The 26168-nt window shown below is 66.7% G+C and carries 27 protein-coding genes; 17 read left to right on the top strand and 10 right to left on the bottom strand.

Going from position 1 to position 26168, the window contains the following annotated elements; genetic code table 11:
• Positions 1–97 precede the first annotated feature (97 nt).
• The 3 genes from Q8N10_RS14245 (at position 98) to Q8N10_RS14255 (ending at position 2058) form a co-directional block, all read left to right on the top strand.
• Positions 98–397 (top strand): hypothetical protein, encoded by a 300-nt coding sequence (locus tag Q8N10_RS14245; RefSeq protein ID WP_304778742.1) that lies wholly within the window; start codon positions 98–100, stop codon positions 395–397.
• Between the two features lie 502 nt (positions 398–899).
• Positions 900–1202: a hypothetical protein gene (locus Q8N10_RS14250; RefSeq protein WP_304778745.1), complete on the top strand. Its 303-nt coding sequence runs from the start codon at positions 900–902 to the stop codon at positions 1200–1202.
• Between the two features lie 223 nt (positions 1203–1425).
• A complete protein-coding gene (locus Q8N10_RS14255; protein ID WP_304778748.1) occupies positions 1426–2058 on the top strand; it encodes a sigma-70 family RNA polymerase sigma factor in 633 nt (210 codons plus the stop codon).
• A gap of 16 nt (positions 2059–2074) precedes the next feature.
• On the opposite strand, the gene Q8N10_RS14260 is transcribed toward Q8N10_RS14255, so the two are convergent.
• From Q8N10_RS14260 to Q8N10_RS14275, 4 genes are read right to left on the bottom strand one after another with little or no spacing between them, the layout of a single operon-like run.
• Positions 2075–2971, bottom strand: a complete 897-nt coding sequence (locus Q8N10_RS14260) for a ribose-phosphate pyrophosphokinase (RefSeq protein ID WP_304778751.1) — start codon at positions 2969–2971, stop codon at positions 2075–2077.
• Positions 2968–4491 carry a thymidine phosphorylase family protein gene (locus Q8N10_RS14265; protein WP_304778753.1) on the bottom strand — a complete coding sequence of 508 codons (1524 nt, stop codon included), beginning with the start codon at positions 4489–4491 and terminating at the stop codon, positions 2968–2970. Before Q8N10_RS14265 ends, Q8N10_RS14260 begins: the two co-directional genes overlap by 4 nt.
• Positions 4488–5846, bottom strand: a complete 1359-nt coding sequence (locus Q8N10_RS14270; protein ID WP_304778755.1) for an MBL fold metallo-hydrolase RNA specificity domain-containing protein — start codon at positions 5844–5846, stop codon at positions 4488–4490. Before Q8N10_RS14270 ends, Q8N10_RS14265 begins: the two co-directional genes overlap by 4 nt.
• Before the next feature lie 13 nt (positions 5847–5859).
• Positions 5860–8226 carry a xylulose 5-phosphate 3-epimerase gene (locus Q8N10_RS14275; RefSeq protein WP_304778758.1) on the bottom strand — a complete coding sequence of 789 codons (2367 nt, stop codon included), beginning with the start codon at positions 8224–8226 and terminating at the stop codon, positions 5860–5862.
• A gap of 375 nt (positions 8227–8601) precedes the next feature.
• On the opposite strand from Q8N10_RS14275, the gene Q8N10_RS14280 reads away from it, so the two are divergent.
• The 3 genes from Q8N10_RS14280 (at position 8602) to Q8N10_RS14290 (ending at position 10521) form a co-directional block, all read left to right on the top strand.
• The gene (locus Q8N10_RS14280) at positions 8602–9714 is read left to right on the top strand and encodes an acyltransferase (protein ID WP_304778760.1); all 1113 of its coding nucleotides are present in this window, start codon (positions 8602–8604) and stop codon (positions 9712–9714) included.
• A gap of 45 nt (positions 9715–9759) precedes the next feature.
• Entirely contained in the window at positions 9760–10146 is a 387-nt protein-coding gene (locus Q8N10_RS14285) for a hypothetical protein (RefSeq protein ID WP_304778764.1), read from the top strand.
• Between the two features lie 99 nt (positions 10147–10245).
• Complete coding sequence (locus tag Q8N10_RS14290; RefSeq protein ID WP_304778767.1) at positions 10246–10521, top strand: hypothetical protein; 276 nt, start codon at positions 10246–10248, stop codon at positions 10519–10521.
• Between the two features lie 294 nt (positions 10522–10815).
• Here Q8N10_RS14290 and Q8N10_RS14295 read toward each other — a convergent pair whose 3' ends face one another.
• Positions 10816–11007, bottom strand: a complete 192-nt coding sequence (locus Q8N10_RS14295; protein WP_304778772.1) for a hypothetical protein — start codon at positions 11005–11007, stop codon at positions 10816–10818.
• Here Q8N10_RS14295 and Q8N10_RS21060 point away from each other — a divergent pair.
• A complete protein-coding gene (locus Q8N10_RS21060; protein WP_370690204.1) occupies positions 11006–11131 on the top strand; it encodes a hypothetical protein in 126 nt (41 codons plus the stop codon). The two genes, Q8N10_RS14295 and Q8N10_RS21060, sit on opposite strands and share 2 nt — an antisense overlap.
• Before the next feature lie 20 nt (positions 11132–11151).
• Here Q8N10_RS21060 and Q8N10_RS14300 read toward each other — a convergent pair whose 3' ends face one another.
• On the bottom strand, positions 11152–11559 hold the full coding sequence (locus tag Q8N10_RS14300; RefSeq protein ID WP_304778774.1) for a MerR family DNA-binding protein: 408 nt from the start codon (positions 11557–11559) through the stop codon (positions 11152–11154).
• A 546-nt stretch (positions 11560–12105) separates the two neighbouring features.
• On the opposite strand from Q8N10_RS14300, the gene Q8N10_RS14305 reads away from it, so the two are divergent.
• Both Q8N10_RS14305 and Q8N10_RS14310 read left to right on the top strand, forming a co-directional pair.
• Entirely contained in the window at positions 12106–12816 is a 711-nt protein-coding gene (locus Q8N10_RS14305) for a HupE/UreJ family protein (RefSeq protein ID WP_304778777.1), read from the top strand.
• Positions 12817–12831: 15 nt separating this feature from the next.
• Positions 12832–13476 carry a transmembrane anchor protein gene (locus Q8N10_RS14310; protein WP_304778780.1) on the top strand — a complete coding sequence of 215 codons (645 nt, stop codon included), beginning with the start codon at positions 12832–12834 and terminating at the stop codon, positions 13474–13476.
• A gap of 90 nt (positions 13477–13566) precedes the next feature.
• Here the strand turns inward: Q8N10_RS14310 and Q8N10_RS14315 are convergent, their stop codons facing one another.
• Positions 13567–13989, bottom strand: a complete 423-nt coding sequence (locus tag Q8N10_RS14315) for a DUF305 domain-containing protein (protein ID WP_304778783.1) — start codon at positions 13987–13989, stop codon at positions 13567–13569.
• A 243-nt stretch (positions 13990–14232) separates the two neighbouring features.
• Between Q8N10_RS14315 and Q8N10_RS14320 the strand changes: the two genes are divergently transcribed.
• The 7 genes from Q8N10_RS14320 to Q8N10_RS14350 all read left to right on the top strand — a co-directional run bounded on the left by Q8N10_RS14320 (position 14233) and on the right by Q8N10_RS14350 (position 20092).
• Positions 14233–14739 (top strand): nuclear transport factor 2 family protein, encoded by a 507-nt coding sequence (locus Q8N10_RS14320; RefSeq protein WP_304778786.1) that lies wholly within the window; start codon positions 14233–14235, stop codon positions 14737–14739.
• A gap of 504 nt (positions 14740–15243) precedes the next feature.
• Entirely contained in the window at positions 15244–15684 is a 441-nt protein-coding gene (locus Q8N10_RS14325; RefSeq protein ID WP_304778789.1) for a periplasmic heavy metal sensor, read from the top strand.
• Entirely contained in the window at positions 15681–16253 is a 573-nt protein-coding gene (locus tag Q8N10_RS14330; protein WP_304778792.1) for an RNA polymerase sigma factor, read from the top strand. The genes Q8N10_RS14325 and Q8N10_RS14330 overlap by 4 nt, the downstream gene beginning before the upstream one ends.
• Before the next feature lie 117 nt (positions 16254–16370).
• Entirely contained in the window at positions 16371–18203 is a 1833-nt protein-coding gene (locus Q8N10_RS14335) for a copper resistance system multicopper oxidase (RefSeq protein ID WP_304778800.1), read from the top strand.
• A 218-nt stretch (positions 18204–18421) separates the two neighbouring features.
• Positions 18422–19288 carry a copper resistance protein B gene (locus Q8N10_RS14340; RefSeq protein ID WP_304778804.1) on the top strand — a complete coding sequence of 289 codons (867 nt, stop codon included), beginning with the start codon at positions 18422–18424 and terminating at the stop codon, positions 19286–19288.
• A 98-nt stretch (positions 19289–19386) separates the two neighbouring features.
• Positions 19387–19599 carry a hypothetical protein gene (locus Q8N10_RS14345; protein WP_304778806.1) on the top strand — a complete coding sequence of 71 codons (213 nt, stop codon included), beginning with the start codon at positions 19387–19389 and terminating at the stop codon, positions 19597–19599.
• A 178-nt stretch (positions 19600–19777) separates the two neighbouring features.
• Positions 19778–20092 (top strand): DUF411 domain-containing protein, encoded by a 315-nt coding sequence (locus tag Q8N10_RS14350; protein WP_304778809.1) that lies wholly within the window; start codon positions 19778–19780, stop codon positions 20090–20092.
• A 4-nt stretch (positions 20093–20096) separates the two neighbouring features.
• Here Q8N10_RS14350 and copD read toward each other — a convergent pair whose 3' ends face one another.
• The 3 genes from copD to Q8N10_RS14365 all read right to left on the bottom strand — a co-directional run bounded on the left by copD (position 20097) and on the right by Q8N10_RS14365 (position 23574).
• Positions 20097–21026: a copper homeostasis membrane protein CopD gene (gene copD, locus Q8N10_RS14355; RefSeq protein ID WP_304778811.1), complete on the bottom strand. Its 930-nt coding sequence runs from the start codon at positions 21024–21026 to the stop codon at positions 20097–20099.
• Position 21027: 1 nt separating this feature from the next.
• Complete coding sequence (copC, locus tag Q8N10_RS14360) at positions 21028–21399, bottom strand: copper homeostasis periplasmic binding protein CopC (RefSeq protein WP_304778814.1); 372 nt, start codon at positions 21397–21399, stop codon at positions 21028–21030.
• Positions 21400–22662: 1263 nt separating this feature from the next.
• Entirely contained in the window at positions 22663–23574 is a 912-nt protein-coding gene (locus tag Q8N10_RS14365) for a universal stress protein (RefSeq protein ID WP_304778817.1), read from the bottom strand.
• Positions 23575–23720: 146 nt separating this feature from the next.
• Between Q8N10_RS14365 and Q8N10_RS14370 the strand changes: the two genes are divergently transcribed.
• Complete coding sequence (locus Q8N10_RS14370) at positions 23721–26075, top strand: xylulose 5-phosphate 3-epimerase (protein WP_304778819.1); 2355 nt, start codon at positions 23721–23723, stop codon at positions 26073–26075.
• Positions 26076–26168: the final 93 nt, after the last annotated feature.

The following is a 26168-nucleotide window of genomic DNA, read 5'->3' on the forward strand; positions in this document are numbered from 1 at the left end:
GCTCGCAGGACAGAAAGACCCCTGCCTGTAAGGCCGGGGCGCGACCAACGTCTTATCCCAAGCACGCCGCCCCTGCGGCGCCTCTGGAGGAGACCCCATGTCCGCCTCGCTTGAGCACCCGTCCGGCGTCGCGCGCGCTACGACCGGCGGTGTCGCCATCATTCCGCTCGGCCTCACCCTCTCGCTGTTCCTGTCCGGCAATTTCCTGCTGTGCGCGCTCGGTGGCTTCCTTCCCGGCCTAGAGAACCTGCACTTCCTCTCGGCGCTCTATCCCGCTCTGGACTGGACCAGCCCGGCCCTGATCATCGCCGGCGCCGCCTGGGCGTTCGCCTGCGGCTGGTACGTCGCCTTGGTCTGCGGCTGGCTCTACAACGTCTTCGCCGCGCCTCGGACCTAGAGCTCGCTCCCTAGCGTCGGATGGACGCCTTTATCCTCACGCCGATCTCGGCGGAGGTGCGTCGGCGGAAATCGCCGTCGAAGGCGCCTGCGCCGGCTCGCGAACCATCTTCACGCGCTCGACGTCGACCGGCAGGGCCGAAACGCCACAGGCGCCACCCCGGATCGGCGGACCTTCGTAGCCTGTTCGACACCGCCCGGGCTGGGGTTCCGCGGGCCAACGACACCCCCATAGGCGTGGGCTATGCGCCCTGAGCCCGCGTGAGCGCATGGTGCTCGCCGTCGAACGCGCCGTGGTGGCCCAGGCCGAGCCGGGCCAGCGCCCCGCCTGGGCGAGGACGTCTAGGTCATGGGGTCCCATCCGGGGACCGAGTAGGCTTGACCCTCTCCAGCGCCATGATTTGAGCCACCTGCCAAACCTCGAGCCTATCAGGGCGAAAGTCCCCGCTGGAGGCCCTGGTCCTGAAACGGCGGGCTTCGGTTTCGCCTCGGTCGAGGTCGCGGTGAACGCGGCCGGCCGCCCCGACCTCAGCGAAGTCTGTCTCACAGTGACCGACACCTCCGTGGCCGCCCAGGCCGTCGCCCGCCGCATCGTCGCCGACCTGCCCGACGTCCTCCGTGTCGAATCCCTTCTGGTGAGGTGGGTCGGCGCGACCATCGCCACGCCGGCCGTGGCCGAAGTCCGCATTGCGCTCGCAGATCACCGCCCTGCCCGCCCAGACGGAGGCGCGCGTCGAAGACGCGCCCGCCCGATAGCCTGCGAGGCCGAGGTGTTCCTGGATGGAGTTATCTATCTGTACGGATAGGAATTCGACGCGGACTAAAATCGCAACCTTACAGTTACGGCAAGGGTTCGGAGATGTATTCAAACCTTACCACAATTGGAATCTTGTTCTTTTCTGTCGACTATTCCGAGATTCAGGTCGCCTTCCATCGATTGCTGTCCTTTCCGGACCGTCAGTTGATCTCCATCAAAGAGTTTTCGCCAGTTGCGATTGATCTTCGCTCGCAGACCGAGATCGGACCCCCATGACCCAAGTCGCCCGCGCCATCGTCGAAGGTCCGCCGGCCCCCGGCGCCTATCTTCACCTGATGGCCCGACCGACGCCACGCGCCGAGATCCTGCGGTTGGTCGAACAGCGCCTTCGCGAGGGCCAGGCCGGACGGATGCGATTCCTGCGCAGCCGCCTGCGCTCGCGGGAGGACGCCGAGGACGTGCTTCAGGAGTTCGCCCTCAAGACCGTCCAGGGCGCCGAACGCTTGACCGACCCGGCCAAGGTCGACGCCTGGCTGGCCGTCACCCTGCGCAACGCCCTGTTCGACCGCTACCGTCGCAACGCCGGGCGCGCCCGGCTGCAGCAGGCCGCCCAGGCCGAGCCCGCGGCGCCGGTCGAGGCCGAGACGGAACTGGAGGCGCCGCTGGCCTGCCTCTCGAACACGCTAACGGAGCTGAAGCCCGGAACCGGCGACCTCCTGCGCCGCGCCGAGCTTGAGGCGACCCCCCTGCGCCGCTTGGCGGGCGATCTGGGGATCACCGCCAACAACGCCGGCGTGCGGGTGCATCGCGCCCGCGAGGCGCTGCGCCAGGCCATGCAGGCGCGCTGCGCGGCCTGCGCCACCCGCTGTGAACTCGCCCAACGCTTCCTCGACCGCATCGCCTGAGGCGGCGCGGAGCGACTCAGCCGACCGCGCCCTCGTCCCGCAGAGCGTCGGCGAGCAGGCCCGCCACCGAAATCCCATTGCTTGGGTGGGGGAGGGTGTCGGTCGAGACGATCCGTTCGGCGCGCCGGGCGAGTTCGGCGAAGGCGTCCTCGGCGAACAGGGCGTGCACGGTCACGCAGACGGGCGGCGGCAGCCTACGGGCGCGAAGACCGTCGGCCACTTCGATCATCGTGCGTCCGGAGGAGACGATGTCGTCGATCAGCACCGGACGCCGGTCGCGCCAGGGCGTCAGGTCGGGGATGGCGATCTCGACGTCGCGATCGCCATGCCGGGACTTCTCCAGGACTAGGTGCGGCGCCCCGGCCCGTCGCGCCACCTCCGTCACCCACTGCTCGCTCTCGCTGTCCGGGCCGATGATCAGGGGCCTGTCCACCTGGGCGGCGATCCAGTCGGCGAGCAGCGGCGCGGCGTGCAGCGCCGTCGCCGGGACCTTGTAGATTTCCGACAGAGCGGCGTGGCGGTGCAGATGCGGATCGATGGTCACCAGCCGGTCGACTTCGGCGGAGATCAGCTGCGCGAAGTGGGTCGAGGTCACCGCCTCTCCAGGCTGGAAGCGCTTGTCCTGGCGCATATAGGCCAGATAGGGCGCGACCAGGATCAGGCGGGTCGCGCCGAGCTCGCGAAGCGTCCGGGCGGCGAACACCAGGCGCAGGAACTGCGCATCCGGGCGGGCCAGGCTGCAGACGAGGATCGCCGTCCGGCCCGCGACGTCGGATCGCACGCGGACATAGGATTCGCCGTCCGGGAACTGCCGGGTCTCCAGCACGCCGAGCTCGGCGCGCAATTGGGCGGCCAGGTCCCGTCCCAAGGCCTCCGAGCCCGGCAGGGGCATGACGATCGGAAAGGCGCTCATGCCTCGATCTCGATCATGTCGGGGTGCGCTGTGGCGTAGTCGAGCGCATAGGCGAGTTCGCCCGAGGTCTCCGCGTTCACGGTCAACAGCGGCTGCCCCCGCGCCACTTCGTCGCCCAGCCTCGCCTCGAGCGTCAAGCCGGCGGCCTTGCGGTCCGGCGCGCCCGCCAGCTTGGCCAGGGTGGCGACCTGTCGATTGTTGATGAGCACCACGCGGCCGGCCCGGCGCGCGAGGATCGGCGAGCGGACCGCCGCCTTGGGCGGGGTGCGCATCCCGCCCTGCGCCTCGCAGATCCGCTGGAACTTGGTCCAGGCCCGACCGTTGGCGAGCACGGCCTCGGCGACGCCGGCGCCTGTCCCGGCGACCGCGGCGCCCGCCAGCTCCAGCGCGGCGCCGGCCAACAGGCAGGCCCGGGCCCTCAGGTCCTGGGGCGCGTCCGAGAGGTTTTGCAGCACCGCTAGGACGTCCCAGGCTTCTAGGGCGGGGCCGACGCCGCGCCCCACCGGCTGGCTGCCATCCGTCAGCAGGCAGCGCGCCTTGACCCCGAAACGCGCCGCGACCTCGGTGAGGCGCTGTGCGAGCTGCTGGCCGGCGGCCTCGGAGCGGACCTTGGCCGTCGGGCCGACGGGCAGGTCCAGAACCACATGGTTTGACCCGGCGGCGATCTTCTTCGACAGCACCGAGGCGACCAGCTGGCCCTCGGTGTCCACATCCAGGACGCGTTCGATGCGGATGAAGATGTCGTCGGCCGGACTGAGGCTCACCGCTCCGCCCCAGACTAGGCATCCCCCTTCCGCCTCGACCACCCGGCGCATGGCGGCGAGGTTGAGGTCGACGGGCGCCAGGGTCTCCATGGTGTCGGCCGTGCCGGCCGGCGAGGTGATGGCGCGCGAGGAGGTTTTCGGAGCCATCAGGCCGCATGCGGTGAGGATCGCCACTACGATGGGGGTCGTGCGGTTGCCCGGCAAGCCGCCGATCGAGTGCTTGTCGATCACCACCGGGGCGTCCCAGGTCAGCCGGTCGCCGACGTCCACCATCGCCTGGGTCAGGGCCACAGTCTCGGCCTCGTCGAGCGGCATGGCCGACGACGCAGTGAGGAAGGCCGCCAGATGGATGTCGGTGTAGCGCCCCGCCGCGACGTCGCCGACGATGGCCGCCATGGCCGGCGCGTCGAGCCGGCTGCCATAGATGCGGCGGCGGACGCTCGACAAGGATTCGAGCGCCGGAGCATGGCGCACCCCGATGGGATCGCCCGGCTGCACGCCAAGCAGCCGCCAGGCCTCTTCCGAGAGCGCCGCCTCATCGAGCGCGATCAGGTCGCCGTCGAGCTGGAAGAGGGTCGCATAGACCTCCCGGTCCCCCGCGGTCAGCAAGACCTGGGCGCGGGCGGACAACCCCTCGGAGCGGCAGACATGGCAGTCGCGCCGCATCAGCACGATGGCCTCATGCTGCGCGAACAGGCCAAGCCGCCGGGCGCGAAGCTGCGGACTGGGCGCGAGGTCTGGTGGGCGAAGGCTCACAGCTCGTGCCGCTCCATCATCTGCGGGATCACGCAATCCCATCCCAGCTTATCGGTGATCCGCAGGCGCAGGGCGTCCGACGCATTCGGCTCACCGTGCACGATGAAGGTCTTCTTCGGCGGCCGGCGGAACCCCGAGAGCCAGCGCAGGATTTCATCGGCGTCAGCGTGGGCCGACAGCATCTGCAGGTTCTGCACCTCGGCGTTGATAGGAATCCATTGGCCGTGAATCTTGACCTCCTTGGAGCCCTCGACCATGGCCCGCCCGCGGGTGCCGGCGGCTTGGAAACCGGAAAACAGGATGGTGTTGCGGCGGTCCGGGCCATAAGCCTTGATGTGGTGCAGGACGCGTCCGCCGGTGGCCATGCCGCTGGCCGCTAGGATCACCTTGGGCATGGTGTTGGACGTCAGCGCCTTTGAGGCCTCAACGTCGCGCACATAGGTCGCCACCGCGCAGGACGCCTCGCAGACGTCCGCGGGCAGCCGATGGTCCTCCAGGTGGGCGCAGAGCATGTCCGTGGCGCTGATCGCCATGGGACTGTCCAGGAAGATCGGGATTAGGCCCAGCCGGCCCTGCTGCTTCAGCCGCCACAGGTGATAGAGCAGCGATTGCGCGCGGCCCACGGCGAAGGTCGGGATGATCACCGTCCCACCCCGGGCGGTGGTCCTCTCGATGATCTCGCCAAGGGCGTCGTCGGAGTCGCGGTCATCATGCTTGCGGTCGCCATAGGTCGACTCGATGACCAGGTAGTCGGCGTCCTCCACCGGCTCGGGATCGAGCATGGTGGCATCGCCATAGCGGCCCAGGTCGCCGGAGAAGACGACCTTGGTCCCCTTCCAATCCACCTGCGCGGTCGCCGCCCCCAGGATGTGGCCCGCCCGGCGCAGGGTGAGCCGCGCGCCCCCGGCCAGCCGAGCCTCCTCGTGGAAGGCGACTGTCTCGAATTGCTCGATCGTCCGCTCTGCGTCGTGAACCCCGTAGAGCGGCAGGGCCGGCTTATGCTTGGTGTAGCCGTGGCGGTTGGCGTCCTCCGCATCCTTCTCCTGGATGTGCGCGCTGTCACGCAGGATCAGCGACGCCACGTCCTGGGTCGCCGAACTGGCGTGGATCCGTCCGCGATAACCGTCCTTCACCAGCTTCGGAAGATAGCCCGAATGATCGAGGTGGGCGTGGGTCAGGACCACGGCGTCGATGGAGCCCGGCTGGACCGGGAGGGGACGCCAGTTCTGTTCCCGCAGGGCCTTCAGGCCTTGAAACAGGCCGCAGTCGACGAGCAGGCGCTGGCCGTCCGTCTCCAAGAGGTGCTTCGAGCCGGTGACGGTTCCGGCGCCGCCGAGACTTGTGAGACTGATCACGTTTTTGTCCTCCTCAGAATGCGGCCATGTCGAGGGCGCGCGGGTTGGCGCGACCGGCCACGGCTTTCAGTTCGGGTTCGGTGAGTAGGTCGCTGGGCGAGACGTCCAGGCTCCGCGCCGCCGCCTCGATCAGGTGGGCCCAGGTGCAGCGGTTGGCGAACAGCATGCCGAACACATCGAACGTGCCGCCGCGGCCGATATAGCCCCGCGAGATCAGCTGATCGCCGCCACCGTCGATCCTGCGCAGGAGCCCCTGCATCGGTTCGGGCCGCGTGTGGCTCACCAGCACCCGCGGGAGCGCGCGGGGAAAGGCCGCTTCGATCTCGGCGTCGGCGAGCGTGCATTCGGCTTCCAGGGCGTCGCGCGGCGCGCGCAGGCGGCCGGGCTCGAGCACCGCGGTGACGCAGGCGCGATGTCCGCGGGCCTCGAGCCTGTCGCGGGCCTTCAAGGCCTCAAGCGCTTGGTAGGCGCCGACCGCCACGATCTGCACCTGGGCGTCGTCCGGCGCCCCGGCCAGATGCGCCCAGCCCCGGGCCACCAGATCCGCGGCCCCTGCCGCGTCGAGCAGCCAAGGCAGGACGCGCTTGGGCGTCACTAGGCAGGCGATTTGGCCGCGGGTGCGATAGACGCTTTGCAGCGCCGCCACGGCGCTATTGGCGTCGATGGGGAACAGGACCCGCGCGGTGTCGGACATTTCGCCCAGCAGGGCCTCGCCCAGGGTCGGGTCCTGGTGAGACTGCTCGTTCTTGGAGTTTTCCCAGGTGTGGGAGGTTGCGAGCAGTGGGATGGAGATCCAGCCCGCCGGCGCACCGGCCTCCCGCTGGCGCCGGGCGAAAACGATCTCCTGGCGCAACGCGCCCAGCATTTTCATGGCGAAGGCTTCGTAGCTGACGATCAGGTTGAGGCCGCCCTTGTTGCCCAGGGCCGCCCCGCTCACCGCCTCTTCATTCAGCGCCGTGATCACCGCCCCATCCACCGCCTCGGCCGTCCCCGGCTCGGGTCGGTTCACTCGGTGCTTGAGGCGGTCGAGGGTCTTGCCCATGCGGTTGCTGCGCAGTTCGTCCGGATTGCCGACCCGGGGCCGTAGGTGCGGGTTCGCCGCCACAAGGTCCACGAACCAGGCGTCCAGCGCCTCCATCGGTGAGGCCTCGCCCATGACGGGGTTGAGCGCGGGCTCGCGCGGCGCCTCGGGCCGACGGGTGGCGGCAGGGTGCAGGCTCTCGGGCGGCCGATGCTGCAGGGCATGGGTCCGCAGGACACCCACGGCGGCGTCGAGCTCGGCCATGGGCACGAAGAGCTGCGCGGTCGCGGCGTTGAACGCCTCGCGCGCACCAGCGTCGGTGCTGGGATTTCCGGAGAGGGGCAGATTGTGGGCGCGGTTCGTCCCGGCGCCCGGGAACCCGAACCCCTTGATCGTCCGAGCGATCACATACGGCAAGGGGGCCGGATAGCGGCGCTCCGGGTCGGCGCTGAACCGCTTCAGGCGCTCTTCGCTTTCCAGGATCGCCCAGGCGAAGGCGGCGGGATCGCGCCCATCGATCCCCACGGGGTCAAAGCCACTAAGCGCGAGGTGGCGCTCCAGCCAAACTTCTCCGCCCTCCTGCTCGATCTCGGAGCGCTCCTCGATCCGCCGGCCGTTCAGGATCATCACCGGCGTCGCCAGGCCGCTGTCCTCAGCGCGCCACCAGCGCGGCGCCCAGTCGGAGCCCCGCTGTTCCTCGAACGCGCCGTCGCTTAGGAAGGCCACTAGGCTCTCGCCGCGCAACGGCATGTGGACGTACTGGAGTTCCGCGAAGCCGAGATAGCCACCTTCTGAGACCGCCCCGGCGGTCTGCGGCCCGGCGTGGCTGCCGAGCGGCGCCGCCGGCGTCCCGTCCGCCCGGATCCCGTAGCCGTAGAAGTCGCTGACCAGTTGCGAGAGGCCGGCCTCGGTGCGGTCGTAGCGCTGGCGCTGGGCCGGCGAGACATCGCCCGTCAGGACGTTGATCGCCTCTATCGCCGACACGCAATGACCCTGCCCCATCACCCACGCGCGGGTGACGCCTGAGAGCACATTCGCCGCTAGGTAGCCGGCGAAGGCGGGGGCCATGTTGAGCGATCCGCCCGTATGGCCCTCGGGATCGGACTTGAAGCTCTGGGCCGGCAGCGCCGCCCCGCTGAGATCGACCTTGCGGGCGTAGCTCATGTGAACGATCAGCCACATGGCCGCGCGGGTCAGACGGTCGGCCGCAGCCAGCACGCGATAAATGCTTTCAGCGTCTGGCCAGCCGCCGCGCCGCACCAGACGTTCGACCAGCGCCTCGACCTTCGCCACCGTGTCCGGTTGGCGCTCCAGGACGCCATAGCCGTCCTTCCACACCTCGGCCCAATCGTGGGTCACGCGCCTGCCTCCACCACGCGCCCTCAAGGGCGACGCAGGTTAGGACGCGGCAGACGCGGGACGCTTACGGCCCGATCAACGGATTGCCTGGTCAGCCTAGTGGGAACCCTGGCCCCGCCGGCAGCCACGGACTTAGGCGGTCGCGAAGCTTACGCCGGCAAGCCATGAGACGGAGCGCTGTTCCCCAGATTCACGCCTGAATGGTCGGACCAGCCCAACGGGGCATGTAATCATATTGTATTCAGCGCTGCGATATAACATTCCCACCGTGTCAATGTTCTCCAATTCTCTTCGACATTTGCTTTCCATTAGGACCAAGACGGCAGACTGGAGGCGGCCTTCTGTCCAAGGCCGCGCCAACACGCCGGATACGCGATGCCGCAGAACCTCAAAGCCCTGACCAGTCTGCGCTTTATCGCGGCCATGTGGGTGGTCAGTTTCGACTACTGGCATGACCTCACAGCCGTCACGCCGCGCCTGGTGAGCAAGGGCTATCTCGGCGTCGAGTTGTTCTTCGTGCTGTCCGGATTCATTCTCAGCCACGTCTATCTGCAGGGCTTTGGGGCGCGCAGATTCCGCTACGCCGACTTCCTCTGGGCTCGCTTGGCGCGCGTCTATCCCGTCCACCTAGCGACTCTCCTCGGCATGGGAGCCCTAATCGCCGGCGCCACGCTGCTGGGCGTTGAGGCCGGCGGCAAAGTGCTGGTCTGGTCCTCGTTGCCGGCCCAGTTCACCCTCACCCAGGCCTGGGGTCTGGGCCTGCAGGGCGGCTGGAACCATCCTTCCTGGTCGATCTCGGCCGAATGGTTCGCCTACCTGACCTTCCCGGTCTTCGCGTGGGCGGCCTGGCGTCTGCGCCACCGCCCCGGCGTCGCCGTGCTCTTGGCCCTAGTGCTCGTTGCGGCTTTGGAGACCGGTTTCGAGCGGCTCGCTGGCTTCCCTCTCACTCAGGCGACCATCGCCTGGGGCGCGCTGCGAATCGTACCCTGCTTTGCCCTGGGCTGCGCCGTCTACCTCCTGTGGTCAGCCCATCCGATCCGCCGGCCGGCCTTGGCGATCGCGGGCGCTGCGGTGAGCCTCGGCGCGATCCTATTGGCTCTTCAGGCCGGTGCACCGGACGCGGTTGCCATCGGGCTCTTCGGGGGGCTGATCTTCAGCCTGGCCGGCCTCGCCAGCGCCGGGTCGCGACTGCTGACCGCCGCGCCCCTGGTTTATCTCGGCGAGGTCAGCTTCGCCGTCTACATGGTCTGCATTCCCTGGCAGCTGGTCTTCGTGAAGGCCGCCCACCGGGGGTTGGGTCTCCCCGACGGGCCACTGCCCCTGCCGCTTTGGCTCGCCCTGGTCGTCGGCGTCGTTCCCGCAGCGATGGTCCTGCACCACCTGGTCGAACGCCCGGCGCGCGACGCCATGCGCCGCCACGGCCTCCCCTTCCAACGCGACCGCACCCGGCTTGGAGCGCGGTCGGCGGCGGTGGCCGCCGGCAATTGATCTTGATCATGCGACCTGGCGCGCCAGAGCTGTAGAAACGAGACGATGCGACTCCTGCTCGCCCTTCTGGCCGTCCTGGCCCTGCTCGGGAACCCGGCGACCGCGGGGGCCGCTCAGGTCGCCTGCACCGCCCATGGGGACGCGACTGCCATGAGCAGCATGGGCATCGCCACGATGCCGGACATGTCTCACGCAAGCCCCGAGACGGCGACCGCCGAATCCTGCTGCGACCAATCGGGAAAGTCCAAGACGGCTGACCTGAGCTGCGTCCGGGCCTGCGCCGCAGCCTGCGCTGTCATTGTGGCCCTGCCGAGCCCGGCAATCTCCGTCGCCTGCTATGCGACCGCCGCCGCTGTCCGCCCGACCTCGATGACCTCGCCGACCTCGCAGACGCCGGCCCGGCTCGAACGACCTCCCAAATCGATCGGCTGAACCCGCGGCGCTTTGCGCCGGCGGGATCGCGCGCACCTGCGCGCCAGCCGGCCGGACTCCATCCGGCCATAGCCATCGAACCTTGAAGGGAGCCTTCCCATGTCCATCCGTGATCTTCTGGCCGCCAGCGCGCTATCGCTCGGCCTTGTCCTGACCCTTACCGCCCCGGCCGCCGCCCAACCCTATGGCAAGGGCGGCAACTACAGCCTAGCGCCAGCCCCGCGCCCGGCACCCGATCGGGTCGCCAAGCCCAACCAAGGCGAGACCCACTGCGTCTGCCCGATGATGAAGGACGCCGGCGCCCTGCACCGGCGGCCCATGACGCCCGGGGGCGACCCGCAGGCTCAGCCCGCCACACCGGGTCTGCCCGGCTAGCCAGCTTCCCCGCCACGCCGGTTATCCCCTGGCGCGGCGACGGAGGGCGCCGACGGGTGCTCACGACCACTCGTCGGCGTTTCCGCGCGACCGTCCCGTTCCTGTCCGTCACCCAGGAGCCCACAAAGCGCTCTGCTTGTGTGCTCGCCGCGCCGCCCATCGCGCGCCTTCGCCGAACCCCGCGAGGGACCCGGCAGGCGCCGTGCATATTCCCCAGACCGCCTTGCTCGCCCCTGCGCGGGGCCAAACAAAGCTCAACGAAGATCAACCATGAGACTGCTGCTAGCCGCGGCCCTAGCCTTCACGGCCATTGGAGCGACCGTCGCTCAGACCGGCGGAGCTATAGAGGCCAGGCCGGGCGCGCATGCTGCAGACCACGCCGGCATGACTCTGGCCGACGGCGAAGGCGTGGTGAAGTCGGTCGACGCCAGGGTCGGGACCGACGATCCAGCTCGCCCCCATCCCCGCGCTCAAGTGGCCGGCCATGACTATTCCGTTCAAGGCGACACCGCCTTCGACCCTGCAGAGCGCAAAGACCGGCCAGGCCGTCCGCATCAAGCTTATGCAAATGAACGGTGCGACCACGGCGACAGCGATCCAAAGGAAGTAGTTCAGCGCCGGACTTCACCTTCACCGCGAGCCGGTGGGTGGGGTCCGTTCGACCTTGCCAAGGATAGGCGCCTCCGGGCGCTCCCCCTCCGCGCAGGCCGACGACAAGTCGCGCAACACGTCGGCCAGGGTTTGCAGCCCCGCGATGCGCGTCTCAAGGTCGGCGAGATGCTGGTCGGCTGTCGCCCGAACCTCCTCTGCTGGGCGCTCGCGCTCACGCCAGAGCCCGAGAAGCCGAGCTATCTCTTCGACGGAAAACCCAAGATCTCGGGCGCGCCGTATGAAAGTCAGCTCATTGACCTCGCGCGAGCCGAAGTTTCGGTAGTTCCCTTCGGTCCGGTCAGTGAGACGCACCAAGCCGATCCGCTCGTAATAGCGGATCATCTTGGTTGAGACGCCTGAGGCTTCCGCCGCCCGACCGATGTTCATGCCCACCGCACCTCCGTTGGATATACGTCTAGAGAGGCCCCCACCCCTCAAGGCGGCGCGACGAAGGCGCTCAACGCGCGTGTGAGGCAGCCAACACCATTGCGCAGGACCAGCTGCAGGCTGTGGAAGCCAAGACAGCCCAGCTTGAGGCCCTGCGGGTCGAACTGGGACGAATGGTCTCCGCGCAATGCAGCGGCCCGGCAGCCGAGCGCCGCGTGATAGTCAATCAGTAACCACGGCCTCTGCGTCTAGGACCACGTGCCAGCTGGGTGCTGTTGGTTCTTACAGCGCTGATCGCCTTGGCGAATGGCGCGCTCTTAAGCGTGCTCTTCAGCAAAATGACTTCAATGAAGGTCTTTGGAATTCCACTGGCCTATCTGTTTGGGATCAGCTGCGGATGTCAGGGCGGTGAGGAACGCTAGAGCCGACGCGCCGTCAGTCCGAAGAGACATGGCCGTTCCAATGTGTTGCTGATGACGGTCGGCGGACTCGCCGGCGCGATCCTCGCCCCGACGAAGGTCATGGCGACCGTTCCAAGGACCTCCCATGCTGCAAACTTCCTTCGCAACTTGGTCTAGGCGCTTGTGGCTCGGCCTCGCTCTGCTGCTGCTCACCGGTCTGTTGTCACAAGCCTTGGCCCACGGCGTCGCCGAGGGCGACAAGGGCTACATACAGGAGAGTTCCGGCGTCCTGTTCATGCCGTTTGTCTACCTTGGCGCCAAGCACATGATCACCGGCTACGATCACCTGCTGTTCCTGTTCGGGGTGATCTTCTTTCTCTACCGGCTCAAGGCCGTCAGCCTCTATGTGACCATGTTCGCCCTCGGTCACTCCATCACCCTTCTTCTGGGCGTGATGGTGGGTGTCAATGTCAGCGCCTACCTGATCGACGCGATCATTGGCCTCTCGGTTGTCTATAAGGCGCTCGACAACCTCGGCGCATTTCAACGCTGGTTTGGGGTGCAGCCCAACACAAAGGCCGCCACCCTGATCTTCGGCCTGTTCCACGGGTTTGGCCTGGCCACCAAGCTGCAGGACTTCCAGCTCTCCCCCGACGGGCTTTTCGTCAACCTGGTCGCTTTCAACATTGGTGTTGAGTTCGGCCAGATCCTGGCGCTCAGCGCGATCCTGATCGCCATGGGCTTCTGGCGGCGCACTTCCGGGTTCTGGACCCACGCCTACACCGCCAACGTCGGCCTCATGATCGCCGGCTTCGTCCTCACCGGCTACCAACTCGTCGGCTACTTCGTCGCCTGACCGGAGATCACACCTATGTACAACAATCAAAAGCCCGACCCTGCCGACCTGCCCACCACGAGCAGGCTGTTGCGCTCCACCGCCATCGCTGTGGGCGTCGCTGCGACCCTGCTGGTCACGGTGGTGCTTCCCGCCGAATACGCCGTGGATCCCACCGGAATGGGCCGTCTGCTCGGCCTGACTGACATGGGGACAGTGAAGATGGCCACCTTGAGGGAGGCTGAACAGGAGGCCACAGCCGCGACGGCGTCTGCAGCTGTACTCACGGCCCGAGCGCCGCGCGCGCCGGACGCCGCCGTCCCTGCGCGAGTCCAAGCTACCGCTCCAGTAGAGACGGTGCGCGCGCCAAAGACCGAAGAGACGACCCTGACCCTCGCCCCCGGGCAAGGCGTGGAAATCAAGGCCAAGATGCGCAAGGGCGCTTCAGTGACCTATGTCTGGGTCACCGATGGTCCGAAGCTGAACTTCGATACCCACGGCGACGGGACCGGCATCTCATACCACGGCTACGGCAAAGGCTCGGAAAGCCGGTCAGAAGGGGTCCTCACGGCCGCCTTCGATGGTTCGCACGGTTGGTTCTGGCGGAACCGCGCCGGCAAACCAGTTACGGTCACTCTGAAAGTAACAGGTGACTTCGACGGGCTGAAACGGCTGGTGTGAGCGTCTCTTCGTGGGTCGGAAAAGTGATGCCGCGCAAGATGGGGCTTTGGAGTGGCCGCTAGGCGCGGGAGGGCTGGCGGGGGCGCCCGGTCACCCTTCCTTCTGCCGCAGATATTCGCGCAAGTCGGCGATGCCTTTTGTGTTTTCATCGATGGTCATTTGCGCCAGCCGTTTGGCCGAGGGGTCTGAACCGTGCATGAGCTCGACCTTGGCCATGTCGATGGCCCCTTGGTGGTGGGCGATCATCTTCCGAGCATAGGTCGAGTCGATGGTCGCGCCCTTCGCGTTCATCATCGCGTGGTCCATTGTCTTCATGGAGGTCATGAAACCGTCCATGGCTTTGTCCATGTGCGAGCTCACCCCCTTCGTGCCCTTGTTCATGCCATCCATTCTCGAGTGGTCCATGCCCTTCATCTTGGCGTGGTCCATCTCTCCTTGCGGGTGAGCAAGCGCGGAGGCCGGGGCGATTGCGAAGACGGAAATCGCGGCAAGGACGCCAAGAGACTTTTGCATTCTACATTCCAGTTTCTGTTTTGGCCCCGGCTCGAGTCAATCAAGCCGCGGTCTCACCCACTGAACCGCCGGCAGCGTCGATTCGTTGCTCTCTGTGTAAACATTCGGCACAGGGCCGACGATCAGATGGCTGGACGAGAGCTCGGCTAACGAGGTTGAATACGGCGCGCGACGGACACGATCAGATTACGTCAATGGGGCCACGCCGACGCACCCGATAACCCTCCACGCTGGAAATCATCGATGAACCTGACTGCTCGCTGCAATGGTCTGATCCTCGGCGCCTTGCTCCTCGCCACGCCCGCCGGCGCCTCCGCCCATTCCGAATCTCACCACGCGCCCGCGACAGGCGCGCCTGCTGCGGCCCCCGTGGACGCGGCCACGGTGGTCGACAACTTCCATGCGGCGCTGACCAGCGGCGATACGGCGCGCGCCGCCGAGATGCTAAGCGAGGCGGTGCTCATCTTCGAAGGAGGAGGGGCTGAGCGATCTAGGTCTGAGTACGCCGCGAGCCACCTCGCGGCCGACGCAACCTTCGCAAAAGCTCTGCCCTCGGAGCTGACGCGACGCACCGGTGGCGCAAGCGCAGACATCGCCTGGGTGGCTAGCGAAGGGCGCACCCGAGGGCGATACAAGGACCGCGACGTGGATCAGATCACCACCGAAACGATGATCCTGCGGAAGACGGCCGGCGCCTGGCGGATCGTCCATGTGCATTGGTCGTCGCGGGCTGCGGCGGCTAAGCGCTAGTCACGCCACGACACCGTTAGAAGCGCGCGTAGAAGCGCGCGCCTCGCGCCTGCGGATCGTCGAAAGTCAGATCGACGGTCGCGCACTTAAACCGTGCCTCCCTTCCGCGCTGCCCATCGTGAAGAAGCGCAACGCGCCCGCGGGCCCCATAAGTGAGGGGCGCGGCGTGCGCCCGGCGTATAGATTCGCAGGGGCGCGAGATCGGGGACCGACGATGAATTTGGACTTAGACGACGACTTACGAGCGCTAAGGGCGGAGCAAACACCAGCGTCGTATGAGCTGATTGAGCCTCGCGTTTTGCGCGGCATCGCCGCCGCGCGTAAGGCGCGAGAGGCGGCGCCGGCGCTGTACGCCGCGCGCGCCGCCGCGCTAGTCGGGGCGCTGAGCCTCGGGGTCGCGACGGGCGCCGCCGCTGCCGTAGCGGTAGCCGCCGAGGGCCGGGAGATCTCCGCCTTTTCAGTTCAGGCGGAGCTCGCGCCATCGACCCTGCTGGGTCACCAAAGGTGAGAGGGATCGGCCGTGGGCTCGTACTTACCCTCATCCTGACTGTCCTGGCGGCGATCACCGGCACCTGGATCGGCGCGCGTTACATCTACGACCAACGTCACCAACCTTCGCTGCATGAGTTCGTGCACGAAGAGCTACGGCTTACGGCGGAGCAGAACTCCCGGCTTGAGGTCCTCGAGCAAGACTTCGCGGTGCGTCGCCGCGCACGCGAGGCGGAGCTTCGCGCCGCCAACGCCGAACTGGCCCGCGCCATCCAGGCCCGCCATGAGTACTCACCTGAAGTGCAGGCGGCTGTGGAACGCTTCCATGACGCTATGGGCGAGTTGCAAAAGGAGACAATTCTCCACGTGCTTGCCATGCGCGCAGTCATGACGCCCGAGCAGGCGGTGCGGTTCGATAAGCGTATCGCCGAGTCCCTGACCGAACAGGCCACGTGAAAGAGGACGTAGATCTCGACGCCGATCTCGTCGCGCGCGCGCGGGACGGTGATGACCAAGCGTTCGGTGAGCTTTTACGACGCTACAAACCAGCGATTTTCGGTTTCGTGCGCCGATACGTCGGCGACGCCGACGTTGCGGTCGACGTGGTCCAGGAGACATTCATCGCCGCATGGCTAGCGCTCGCGCGTTACGACGGGCGCCGACCACTCCGGGTCTGGCTTCGCGCCATTGCGCTGAACAAGTGCCGCGACCGAGGAAGACGGTTAGCCGTTCGCCGCTTCATCCTGGGCGATAAGGACGACCTCTCGCCTGAAGCCCAGGCACAGCCTGATCCGGCACCTCTCGGCGAAGCGCAACTGATCTCCGCCGAGCGCCGGGCCATCATCCAAAAGGCGATTGAGACGCTTCCTGCGAAACTCAAGGAGCCGCTGCTCCTGACCTACTTCGATGAATTGACCCAGGAGGAGGCCGCAGACCTGTTGGGCGTCACCGTGAAGGCCATCGAAACGCGCGTGTACCGCGCCCGGCAGCGACTCGCTGAGCTTCTCGACCGCACCGCGATTTAAGCTCCACATTCCTCAGGGGCGGCCGCCTCACGCTGCGTAGTTCTATCGTGCAGTGGGCGCTTGACCTTCCCCCCGCGGGAAGCCCGATACCGCTGAATTCACGACGCAGGACAGCTGATGCCCCGGCCCTTACCTCACTTTGACCGCCGCTCGCTCCTTCGAGGCGCCGCCATTCTCGGCGCCGGCGCGGCGGTTAGTGCGCTGCTGCCTAGTTGGGCGCTCAGCGCCTCTCCAGGGGTGGTCTCCACCCTGCCGACGGTGTCAGGCGACGACATCAAACTCACCATCGGCCACACGCCGGTCACCATCGACGGCAAGTCACAGCATGCGGTGACCATCAACGGCACGGTCCCTGGTCCGCTATTGCGGCTGCGGGAAGGCCAGCGCGCGCGAATTTCGGTGACCAACACTTTGGACGAAGAGAGCTCCATCCACTGGCATGGCCTCCTCGTCCCGTTTCAGATGGATGGCGTGCCCGGCGTGAGCTTCCCCGGCATCCCGCCTGGGGAGACTTTCGTCTACGAGTTCCCGGTCATCCAGTCGGGGACCTACTGGTATCACAGCCATTCCTCGCTCCAGGAGGCGGAGGGCCACTACGCCCCCATCGTGATCGAGCCCGCCAAGCCCGATCCGGTCGTCTCCGAGCGAGAACATGTCATCGTGCTCGCCGATCACAGCGAGATGCACCCGCACCTGGTCTTCAAGCGCTTGAAGCAGCAGGCGGGGGTGTTCAACTTCCAGCGCCAGACGATCGCCGGCCTGCTGGCAGGCAAGGACCAGACGCTTGCCGAGCGGATCGAGTGGGCGAAGATGCTCATGGACCCGACGGACATCTCCGACGTCACCGGCTCGGCGCAGACCTTCCTGGTCAATGGCCATGGTCCCAAGGACAACTGGACCGGGCTCTTCAGCCCCGGAGAGCGGGTGCGGCTGCGCTTCGTCAACGCCGCGGCCCAGATGATCTTCAATGTCCGCATTCCGGGCCTCAAGCTCACGGTCGTGGCGGCGGACGGCCAGAATGTGCGCCCAATCGAGGTGGACGAATTCCAGATCGGCAACGCCGAGACCTACGACATCATCGTCCAGCCGACGGAGGACGGGGCCTACACCCTGGTCGCCGAAGCCATTGACCGGTCGGGCATGGCGCGCGCAACCCTCGCGCCACGCGCTGGGATGAGGGCCGCCGTTCCGCCCCTGCGTGAGCGCCCGATCCTGACCATGAAAGATATGGGCATGGACATGTCGGCGCACGGCGGCCACGACGCCATGGCTGGAATGGACCACGCCAGCATGCCAGGGATGGATCACCAGGCGATGGCGGCCAGTCCGCCGCCCGGCATGGCCCCGCCGCGCAAGCGCGGCTCTGACGTCATGGGCGACATGAGCGGCATGGATATGAACATGCTCGACTGGTCGAAGGCGCCCGGGGTCAAGAAGGGCCCCGGCGTGCAAATGATCGCGCCAATGCCGATGGACCGCACCGGCGAGCCCGGCCTTGGACTGGAAAGCGTGGGCCACCGGGTGCTGGTCTACAAGGACTTGGTTGCTCTCGAGCCGAACCCCGATTCCCGGCCGCCCGATCGAGCCTTGGATATCCACCTGACCGGAAACATGGAGCGCTTCTGGTGGGGCTTTGACGGCTGGAAGTTCAGCGAGAACCCGCCGCCCTACGCGTTCCGCACCGGAGAGCGGGTGCGCGTCACCTTGATCAATGACTCCATGATGACACACCCGATTCACCTGCATGGGCACTTCTTCGAGCTGGTGCATGGTCCCGTCGGACACATGCCCCGAAAGCACACCGTCAACGTGGCGCCCGGCGGAAAGGTGACCTTCGACATGACCGCCGAGGCGGGCGACTGGGCCTTCCATTGCCACATGCTCTACCACATGCACGCCGGCATGTTCCAAGTGTTCAAGGTGCGGCCGGCGCAAGGAGTCGCGGCATGATCCGGTCGTCTCTCCTCGCACTCGTGCTCGCTGGCTCTGGGAGCGTAGCGGCTGCGCAACCTGCCGATCCCCATGCCGGTCACGTCATGCCCGCAAAACCGGCCGCCCCTAAAGCGGCTCCGAGGAAAGCTCAGCCACCCCGGGTCGCGGTCCCACGTGCTGGACGTGTGACGCCAGCGCAGCCTGCAGCGCCGGCCGACCCGCATGCGGGCCATCAGATGCCGACGCCGCAGGCCGCGGCCGATCCTCATGCAGGCCACACCATGCCAGGGACGCCCGCCGCGCCAGCCGATCCCCATGCCGGGCACGCGATGGGCGCGACAGGCGCCGTTCAGAGCGGTGCTGACCTTCCTGTCGGCAGGGCAGCGGCGCCGGCGATCATCACCGACGCCTTAGCTGATCAGGTCTTCGGAGTCGGAGCGATGCAACCGGCTCGCGCGCTCCTTGCCGATGAGCACGGCGGAACGCGCGTCCAAAAGGTTCAAGCTGACCTGCTCGAGTGGGCGCCCGACGGGAACGGCTATCTTTGGAACGTCGAAGGCTGGTACGGCGGCGACCTCAATCGGCTTGCGTTCAAAACCGAAGGCGAGGGCAAGTCCGGCGAAGGAATTGAAGCTGCCGAAGTGCAGCTCCTCTATTCCCGCGCCGTCGCCCGCTATACCGACGTTCAGGCCGGGGTTCGTTACGACTTGGAGCCGCGTTCCCTTGCCTACGCTGTCCTCGCGGTCGACGCGATGTTCCCCTACTGGTTCGAGGCCGAGGGCTCGCTCTTCCTGTCCCAGGAAGGCGATCTCCTTGCCCGGATCGAGGGCAGTTACGACTTCCGGCTCACACAGCGCCTAGTGCTGCAGCCGCGCGCGGAACTGGACTTCGCCGCGCAGGATATCGATCGGAGTGAGATCGGCTCTGGCCTTTCCAAGGGCGAGTTCGGGGTGCGCCTGCGTTACGAGATCCGTCGAGAATTCGCGCCCTACGTCGGCGTAACGTACGAGCGCACCTTTGGCCGGACGGCAGACTTCGCCCGCGCTGCAGGCGAGGACGCCGATACGACCCGGTTTGTGGTTGGGGTGCAGACCTGGTTCTAACGAAAGCGCAGCGGTCAAGGCGTGGTCTATCCCACTCCTAACGGCGCCATTGTTAAGGACCGCTGTGCGCGCAGCTGTACAAAATAGTTGGGGCGAGCATGATCGCCTTCGTCTCGAGCCAAGGGACCAATCCAATGAAGACGATCGTTAATTCCGCACTCGCCGCCATCGCGTTCACGGCGCTTACGGCTGGTTCCGCGCTTGCCGCCGATTGCTGCTGCAAGGACAAGGACGGCAAGATGGCCTGCTGTGAAAAGAAGCCCGCCACCACTCCGAACGCGCCTGCCAGTGCCCCGCAGCACCAGCACTGATCACGAGCAGGGCTTGGCGTCCGTCCCTCGTGGGCAGACGGGCCCGACGATCACTCGGCGCGCGCTCGTGGCAGCCGTGTCCTTGCTTGTCTGCGCGCCTCCGGCCTGGGCTGCTTCCCCACCGCTCACGGTCTACAAGACCGCTTCGTGTGGCTGCTGCAAAGGCTGGATCACCATCATGGCCCGGGCCGGCTACAGCCCGAAGGTGGTGGTGATCGAAGACGTCAGTCCGATCGGCAAGAAGCATGGCGTGCCGTTTGAACTTTCCTCGTGCCATCTCGCCACCATTGGCGGCTACGTCACTGTCGGGCACGTACCGCCGGCCGATATAGCGCGCCTCTTGAAGGAGCGTCCCAAGGCGCTTGGCCTGACCGTTCCAGGCATGCCGCTTGGCTCGCCGGGTATGGAAACGCCTGATGGGCGCAAGGAACCTTACAATACGCTGCTGTTGCTCGCCGGGGGGAAGACCCGGATTTTCGCCCGGCATCAATAGGTCGCTACATCGCCATCGGCGGCGCCAGGGCGCCTAGCCAGGCGACGGTGGCTAGGACTCCCACTCCGAGCGCCGTTTCGAGAACCACGCTCCGCCGAAGCTCGCGGAGGGCCGGTTCCGAAGACGTGTTGTCGCCCAGCACCCGGCCAAGAGCCGGGGTATGTCGAAAGCGGTTCGCCGCCGCGAGACCCAGCATAGCGATAAACAGGATCAACTTCAGGCTCAGGAGCCGCCCGTAAGGCGTCGTCCAAAGCGCCGACAAGTGATCCAGCCCCACCAGAATCCAACTGTTAATCAACCCGGTGACCACCAGAACGGCCACCAAGGCTGAGCCAATGCCGGAAAACCCGTGCAGAGCGCGGTACACGGTCTGACGCGCAGCGGAGGCCGCCGGTGGGGCGGCCAGTAGACCGAAGAAGGCCGCGAGGGCGCCGATCCAGAAGGCCGCAGCGAGCGCATGCAAAACATCACTTGCCAGGTGCAACTGTCCCAGCGCCCCCTCGGTGGCCGCGCCGTGTCCCATCCAGGCCAGGCTAGCGGTGGCGATCGCGCCCAGGGCGGCGGCGACGGTCCATGACCGCCGGTCGGGCTTGAAAGCCACCAGGCAGACGACAGCCAGTATCGCCGCGACCGCCCGGACGATGGCCGCTTTGCCCAGGTCCATGCCAGACACCACCGCCTTCAACGTCTCGACCTTCAGGCCCTCGCTAACAGAGCCGGCCAGAACGCTGGACTGAGCGGCGAGCCCGAGGATCGCAGCCAGAGCCAAGACCAACCCGGCACTGATGAGCAGCGGGCGCGTCCATCTGGATTGAGCTGCCGACCCGTCGCCAGAGGACGGGAGCGCGTAGATGAAAAAGAGCGATGATCCCATCAGGACCATCGCGCCCGCGTACTGCAAAAGCCTCAGGGCGACGACCGCAGGCTCAAGCATTTCAGTCGACCTTGAAGGCCACTTCGCCGTTCATCTTGTGGCCATCGACCGAGGCGGCAGTCCAGACAACCTTGTAGGCGCCCTTGCCGAGACTCGCCTGGGGCGTCCCAGTGATGCTCTTGCCGTCCGCAGAGACCGCGGTCTTCACAGCGACCTTCATGCCGCCATGCTCAGGCATGGTGACTTCGAATTTGGAGAAGGCAGGCACCAGCTTTTCACTGAACTTCAGGGTGATCGTCTTCGGGGCGGCGGCGACGGTGGCGCTGGCCGCCGGATCGGAGCTCACCAGATGAGCATGAGCCCAGGCGGGGCTGGTGGCGAGGAGGGCGCTTGCGCCGGCAAGGACGGCAAGACTGAACAAGCGGTTCTTCATGTGGGACTCCCAACGAGCTTCTGTGAAATGTACGCAGCGTAGACTGCCGAACCCTCAAACTAGCCGTGCGCACCTGCACCAGGGGTGAACGACGATCGATCACCGCGCGGCGTTTGCTGCAGGCTGGTTCGTCAGGTGCGAGGCCAACCCCGCCTTTATCGGGACGATGCCCGCGCCGGAAACGGAGGCGAATCCATCGCCATCGGGACGGGCCTTCGACAAGGCCCGGCGGGTCGCGGCGAGATCCTTATGGTCCAGCGATGCGGCCTTGGCCTCGACGGTCTCCGCGGGCGCGGGCGCAGCGCCGGGTGGAGGGGGCGCCGCCGCCTCCGGCAGCTTCGATGGAGTCTCGCGCCGCTCCGCCACCAAGGCGCGCGAGGCTTGGACAGCCGCGGCGACAGGGGGGACAAAGGTCGCGCCCCAAGGATCCCGACCTCTTCCAAACGCGGATCTTTGACGGGGCGAAGCGCCGGGCGGGGGAATGTCTTGCCGGCCGGCACTTGGGCCCAGTAGCCGCGACCCGGCGTTGGGATATCGTGGCGATCGCAGATCTTCTTCAGGCCGGTCGAGGTGATGCCCAGTTCATCGGCGATCTCCGTCAGGGGCCGTTTCCAGGCCGCCTCGAACAGGGCCTGGCGAGACATCACGGTCATGACGAAGGCCCCTGTTTTGCTGCCGAGGCATCCCTGTTCTGCAACAAACGATCCCCTGTTCTTGAAACGCTATTTCACCGGCCCGACGTACAAGCCGATGACGAAAGGGCCGTTCCCCCGAGGCGAGCCCGGCGAGGCAGCGTCAGGCGCGCGCCATCCGGCGGAAGATAAATATCAAAACAGGGAAAAGCAGAGAATGGATGGTGGCGCACTGCGCAGACGCCGCAGGTCTTTGGCTAGACTCTGCAACTGATGACAGATGCAGGACCATCGCCAATCGGAACGGGAGACCATTTGGTCGCCGACTGGCTCCACGACCAATTCTTCCCTCGCTGACGCGGGCGGATTTTCCCGCGCCCAATTCGTCCCGAGCAGTCCGCCGGTTAGGCGGATACTGGTACGCGCGCCGGGCTCTCCGAGAGCCGCCAACCCGCCCTCATTCGCCCATTTCGCCTGCCGCATCCTGGAGCCATTCCAGAGGCGTGACTTTCGCCTTCGACCGCCGGTGGGCGCCGACGGTCGGGCTTGTTCTCCGGCCTCTCCTGGCAGCCTTCAGCGGGGTGAGCAGGCCTCCAAAGATCCCTCGTTTGAGCCAGCGGATCGCACGACGTCAGCGGGACGGCTCCCCGCGGCGCACAGCGCGCGGTTCCCGGATCAGGAGCACATCGGCGGGCGCGTACTCGAGAATCCGCTTGGCCGTGCCACCCAGCCGCTTGTCGAACAGTCCACTTCCCCCGTGTGTGCCGATCACGACGAGGTCGACCTCCTTGTCGAGCATATACTGCCGAACCAGCACCTCGGGAGAGCCGTGCTCGACAAGGACCCTCACGCGTGCGCGACCCTCAAAGGAGAGCTGCGAGCGCTGAAGGAAATCCTCGCAGCCCTGCTTCTCCTGCTCTTTCCATTGCTCGCGGAAGCCAGGCGCGTCGAGAAAGCCGGCGTACGGCACCTCCCACCCATGCAGCGCCGTCAGCGGCGCAGTCGGGAAAAACCGGTCTGCGGCGGTCAGCGCCTGTTGTGAGGCCTCCGAGAAGTCGGTGGCTACGAGGATCTCCTCGTAGGGCCAGACCCGGCTCTTTACGACCAGCAATGGGACGGACGTTTGCCGCGCAAGCCGGTCCACTGTTGAGCCCAGGACATAGCGACCGAAGGCCTCGTCCCGCGCCACACCTGTAACGATCAGGTCCGCACCGAGTTCGCGGGCCGCTTCCTCGATCGCCGCCACAGGCTCACCTTCGACAACCCTGACTTCAGCGCCTTGGACACTTTCGCCGAACTGGCGTCGAAGCTGATCCTGGGCGACCCGGCGGGGATCCGCCGGGCGCCGCCAGATCGGGAGATCCCCCATTTCATTCCGGTCGGTCGTGTGGACCGGCTCAATCACATTCAAGATGATCAGGCGTGAGTTCCAGAGCTTGGCCAATTGCAGGCCGCGCTGCACCGCCCTGTCGCATCGACTGCTTAAGTCCGTCGCCAAGAGAATTGTTCGAGGCGGTCCCTGGCGCCACGATGGATTAGTCATCTCATCTCGTCCCGGTTGGCTTGTTTCAGCCTATTCAACACGACCCACTGTGGCCCGACTTGATCTCGCGCAATGAAAGCGACGGTGACCGTGCGCTGAAGTCTGTTTGGGCGCAGGCGCCCCGCGCCTGAGGAAAAGGTCCCGGCATGAATTTCGATCAGTGGAAGAGTGGCTATGGCGTGATCCAGCATGCGCCGGAGACGTGCGTGCGAGTGCTCCGCCTCGCCGAGCAGCTCGCGGCGCGGGGCCTCGCCCGTGATCAGGAGGAGGTCTTCGCTGTGCTGGCCGCGGCTGACCGACTTGCCAGCGCGACCATGTGGACGGTGGTGCACATGACCTATGCCGAGCGGGTTGACCTGTCGGGCGCGCCACTGCCGGCCGACGCCTTCAAGCTCGCGCCGGAAGGCCATACCGGCGGCGCGTTGAATGTCGCGCCGGCCTACATCGGATATCTGGCGGCCAATGCGCTCAGTGGCGCGACACGCGGTTGGATCCTCGGCCAGGGCCATTGCGTCGCGGCTATTGAAGCGGCCAACGCCCTCGTCGACAATTTGTCGCCCGCCCAACAAGGTCGCTACGGGCCCGACGATGCGGGACTAAGCCGGCTTTGCGCCGACTTCTACAGTTACGCCATCGGTCCGGATGGTCGTCCCAGCGTCCCCGTCGGCAGCCACGTGAACGCCTATACCGCAGGTGGGGTGTCCGAAGGCGGATATCTCGGGTTCGCCGAGGTTCAGTACGTCCACATGCCGCTTCCAGGGGAACGCCTCGTGGCGATTCTAAGCGACGGGGCGTTCGAGGAGCAGCGCGGGAGCGACTGGTCGGAGCGGTGGTGGCGCGCCGAAGACTGCGGGCTGGTAGCGCCGATGATGGTGCTCAACGGGAGGCGCATCGAGCAGCGCACGGAGGTCGCGCAGGACGGCGGCGCGGCTTGGCTCAGCCGTCACCTGGACGTCAATGGATTTGACCCGATCATCATCGACGGGCGGGACCCGGCCGCCTACGCATGGGCGATTTTGGAAGCTGAAGAGCGCCTCGGCTTGGCGTCCGCCGAGGTCGCCGCAGGGCGCGCGACCTATCCCGTCCGGCTTCCGTTCGTCATCGCGACTACGGTGAAAGGCTATGGTTTTCCGGGCGCAGGCTCGAACGCCGCACACAATCTGCCGCTGAGCGCGATACCTCGGACGGACGAGGTCGCCCGCGCCGCGTTCAACGCCGGGGCGGCGGCTCTGCATGTGTCCGCCGACACCCTTGCCGTCTCGCGCAGGGCGTTCCTACAACATGAGGCGCAGGGGCGGCCCAAGGAGCGGGACAACGCGCTCGCCCATCGCAACCCGCCGGCGCCGACGCTTCCGGCCTCCGATGCGCCCTCCCAGGGCAACGCCTCGGCGATGGCCGCGATGGACGCCTGGTTCACGGAGTTCGTAAAGGCTAACCCCGGCTCTCGCTTCAGGATCGGCAACCCCGACGAGCTGCGCAGCAACCAGATGGGCGGGACGCTCGACCTCCTGAAGCATCGGGTCAACCGACCCGAGGCCGGTGCGCCAGAATCCGTGACAGGCGCCGTCGTCACGGCGCTCAACGAAGAAGCGGTGATCGGGGCCGCGCTCGGCAACAAGGGGGGACTGAACCTGGCAGTTTCCTACGAGGCGTTTGCCGTGAAAATGCTTGGCGCGCTGCGCCAGGATATAATCTTCGCACGGCAGCAGACCGAGGCCGGAGCGCCGCCGCAATGGATCGGCATGCCGCTCATCGCGACGTCCCACACTTGGGAAAACGGCAAGAACCAGCAGTCCCATCAGGACCCGACCATCGGCGAGGCCCTGCTGGGCGAAATGTCGGATGTCTCGCGCGTAATGTTCCCGGTCGATGCCGCCACGGCGGTGGAAGCGTTACGGGCCATCTATGCCGACAGGGGCGTGGTCGGCTGCATAGTTGCGCCTAAGCGGTCCACACCCTGCGTTCTTGGACCCGTCGAGGCGCAGGCGGCCGTGACGGTAGGCGCGGCGGTCGTGGAGGCAGATGAGCAAGCCGAGCTTCAACTGGTGGCGGTCGGCGCTTATCAACTGATAGAGGCGCGCCGGGCGGCCGAACGCCTTCGCGCAAGCGGTACCCGGGTAAGCGTCAGCTGCATTCTTGAGCCGGGTCGACTTCGGTCGCCGCGCGATGAGTTCGAAGCTCGCTTCGTTCTGACCGACTCCGCGATCGAGGCGCTGTTTCCGCCAGATCTCCCCCGGGTGCTCGTCACCCACACACGTCCAGAGCCTCTCCTGGGTGTGCTTCGTCGCCTTGATGGCGGGCCCAAGCGCCTGAGGGCTCACGGCTATATCAGCCGCGGCGGGACATTGGACGCCCCCGGAATGCTGTTCGCCAACCGCTGCACCTGGGCGCACTTGGCCGCGTCAGCGGCCGAATTGCTCGGGATTCCGCTTGAGGCGATTCTGCAGCCCGCCGAGCAGGAAGCGGTCTTAGGGCGCGCCCCGCCGACGGCTCTGCGCTGATGATCGCCTGCCGGGCCCCTGACACCGCCTGGGACCTATGCGAATGCGAGCAGGCGGGCCGACGCCGGGATCGTCGTTCACGTCGGCCGACTA

The organism is Phenylobacterium sp. (genome assembly GCF_030693625.1).
GTDB lineage: Bacteria > Pseudomonadota > Alphaproteobacteria > Caulobacterales > Caulobacteraceae > Phenylobacterium > Phenylobacterium ferrooxidans.

Bases quoted from the DNA above. Each gene is read 5' to 3' on its own strand.
- Q8N10_RS14245 (WP_304778742.1), top strand. From the start codon at position 98: ATGTCCGCCTCGCTTGAGCACCCGTCCGGCGTCGCGCGCGCTACGACC.
- Q8N10_RS14255 (WP_304778748.1), top strand. From the start codon at position 1,426: ATGACCCAAGTCGCCCGCGCCATCGTCGAAGGTCCGCCGGCCCCCGGC.
- Q8N10_RS14260 (WP_304778751.1), bottom strand. From the start codon at position 2,971: ATGAGCGCCTTTCCGATCGTCATGCCCCTGCCGGGCTCGGAGGCCTTG.
- Q8N10_RS14280 (WP_304778760.1), top strand. From the start codon at position 8,602: ATGCCGCAGAACCTCAAAGCCCTGACCAGTCTGCGCTTTATCGCGGCC.
- Q8N10_RS14285 (WP_304778764.1), top strand. From the start codon at position 9,760: ATGCGACTCCTGCTCGCCCTTCTGGCCGTCCTGGCCCTGCTCGGGAAC.
- Q8N10_RS14290 (WP_304778767.1), top strand. From the start codon at position 10,246: ATGTCCATCCGTGATCTTCTGGCCGCCAGCGCGCTATCGCTCGGCCTT.
- Q8N10_RS21060 (WP_370690204.1), top strand. From the start codon at position 11,006: ATGACTATTCCGTTCAAGGCGACACCGCCTTCGACCCTGCAGAGCGCA.
- Q8N10_RS14295 (WP_304778772.1), bottom strand. From the start codon at position 11,007: ATGGCCGGCCACTTGAGCGCGGGGATGGGGGCGAGCTGGATCGTCGGT.
- Q8N10_RS14300 (WP_304778774.1), bottom strand. From the start codon at position 11,559: ATGAACATCGGTCGGGCGGCGGAAGCCTCAGGCGTCTCAACCAAGATG.
- Q8N10_RS14305 (WP_304778777.1), top strand. From the start codon at position 12,106: ATGCTGCAAACTTCCTTCGCAACTTGGTCTAGGCGCTTGTGGCTCGGC.
- Q8N10_RS14310 (WP_304778780.1), top strand. From the start codon at position 12,832: ATGTACAACAATCAAAAGCCCGACCCTGCCGACCTGCCCACCACGAGC.
- Q8N10_RS14315 (WP_304778783.1), bottom strand. From the start codon at position 13,989: ATGCAAAAGTCTCTTGGCGTCCTTGCCGCGATTTCCGTCTTCGCAATC.
- Q8N10_RS14320 (WP_304778786.1), top strand. From the start codon at position 14,233: ATGAACCTGACTGCTCGCTGCAATGGTCTGATCCTCGGCGCCTTGCTC.
- Q8N10_RS14335 (WP_304778800.1), top strand. From the start codon at position 16,371: ATGCCCCGGCCCTTACCTCACTTTGACCGCCGCTCGCTCCTTCGAGGC.
- Q8N10_RS14340 (WP_304778804.1), top strand. From the start codon at position 18,422: ATGCCGACGCCGCAGGCCGCGGCCGATCCTCATGCAGGCCACACCATG.
- Q8N10_RS14345 (WP_304778806.1), top strand. From the start codon at position 19,387: ATGATCGCCTTCGTCTCGAGCCAAGGGACCAATCCAATGAAGACGATC.
- Q8N10_RS14350 (WP_304778809.1), top strand. From the start codon at position 19,778: ATGGCCCGGGCCGGCTACAGCCCGAAGGTGGTGGTGATCGAAGACGTC.
- copD (WP_304778811.1), bottom strand. From the start codon at position 21,026: ATGCTTGAGCCTGCGGTCGTCGCCCTGAGGCTTTTGCAGTACGCGGGC.
- copC (WP_304778814.1), bottom strand. From the start codon at position 21,399: ATGAAGAACCGCTTGTTCAGTCTTGCCGTCCTTGCCGGCGCAAGCGCC.
- Q8N10_RS14365 (WP_304778817.1), bottom strand. From the start codon at position 23,574: ATGACTAATCCATCGTGGCGCCAGGGACCGCCTCGAACAATTCTCTTG.
- Q8N10_RS14370 (WP_304778819.1), top strand. From the start codon at position 23,721: ATGAATTTCGATCAGTGGAAGAGTGGCTATGGCGTGATCCAGCATGCG.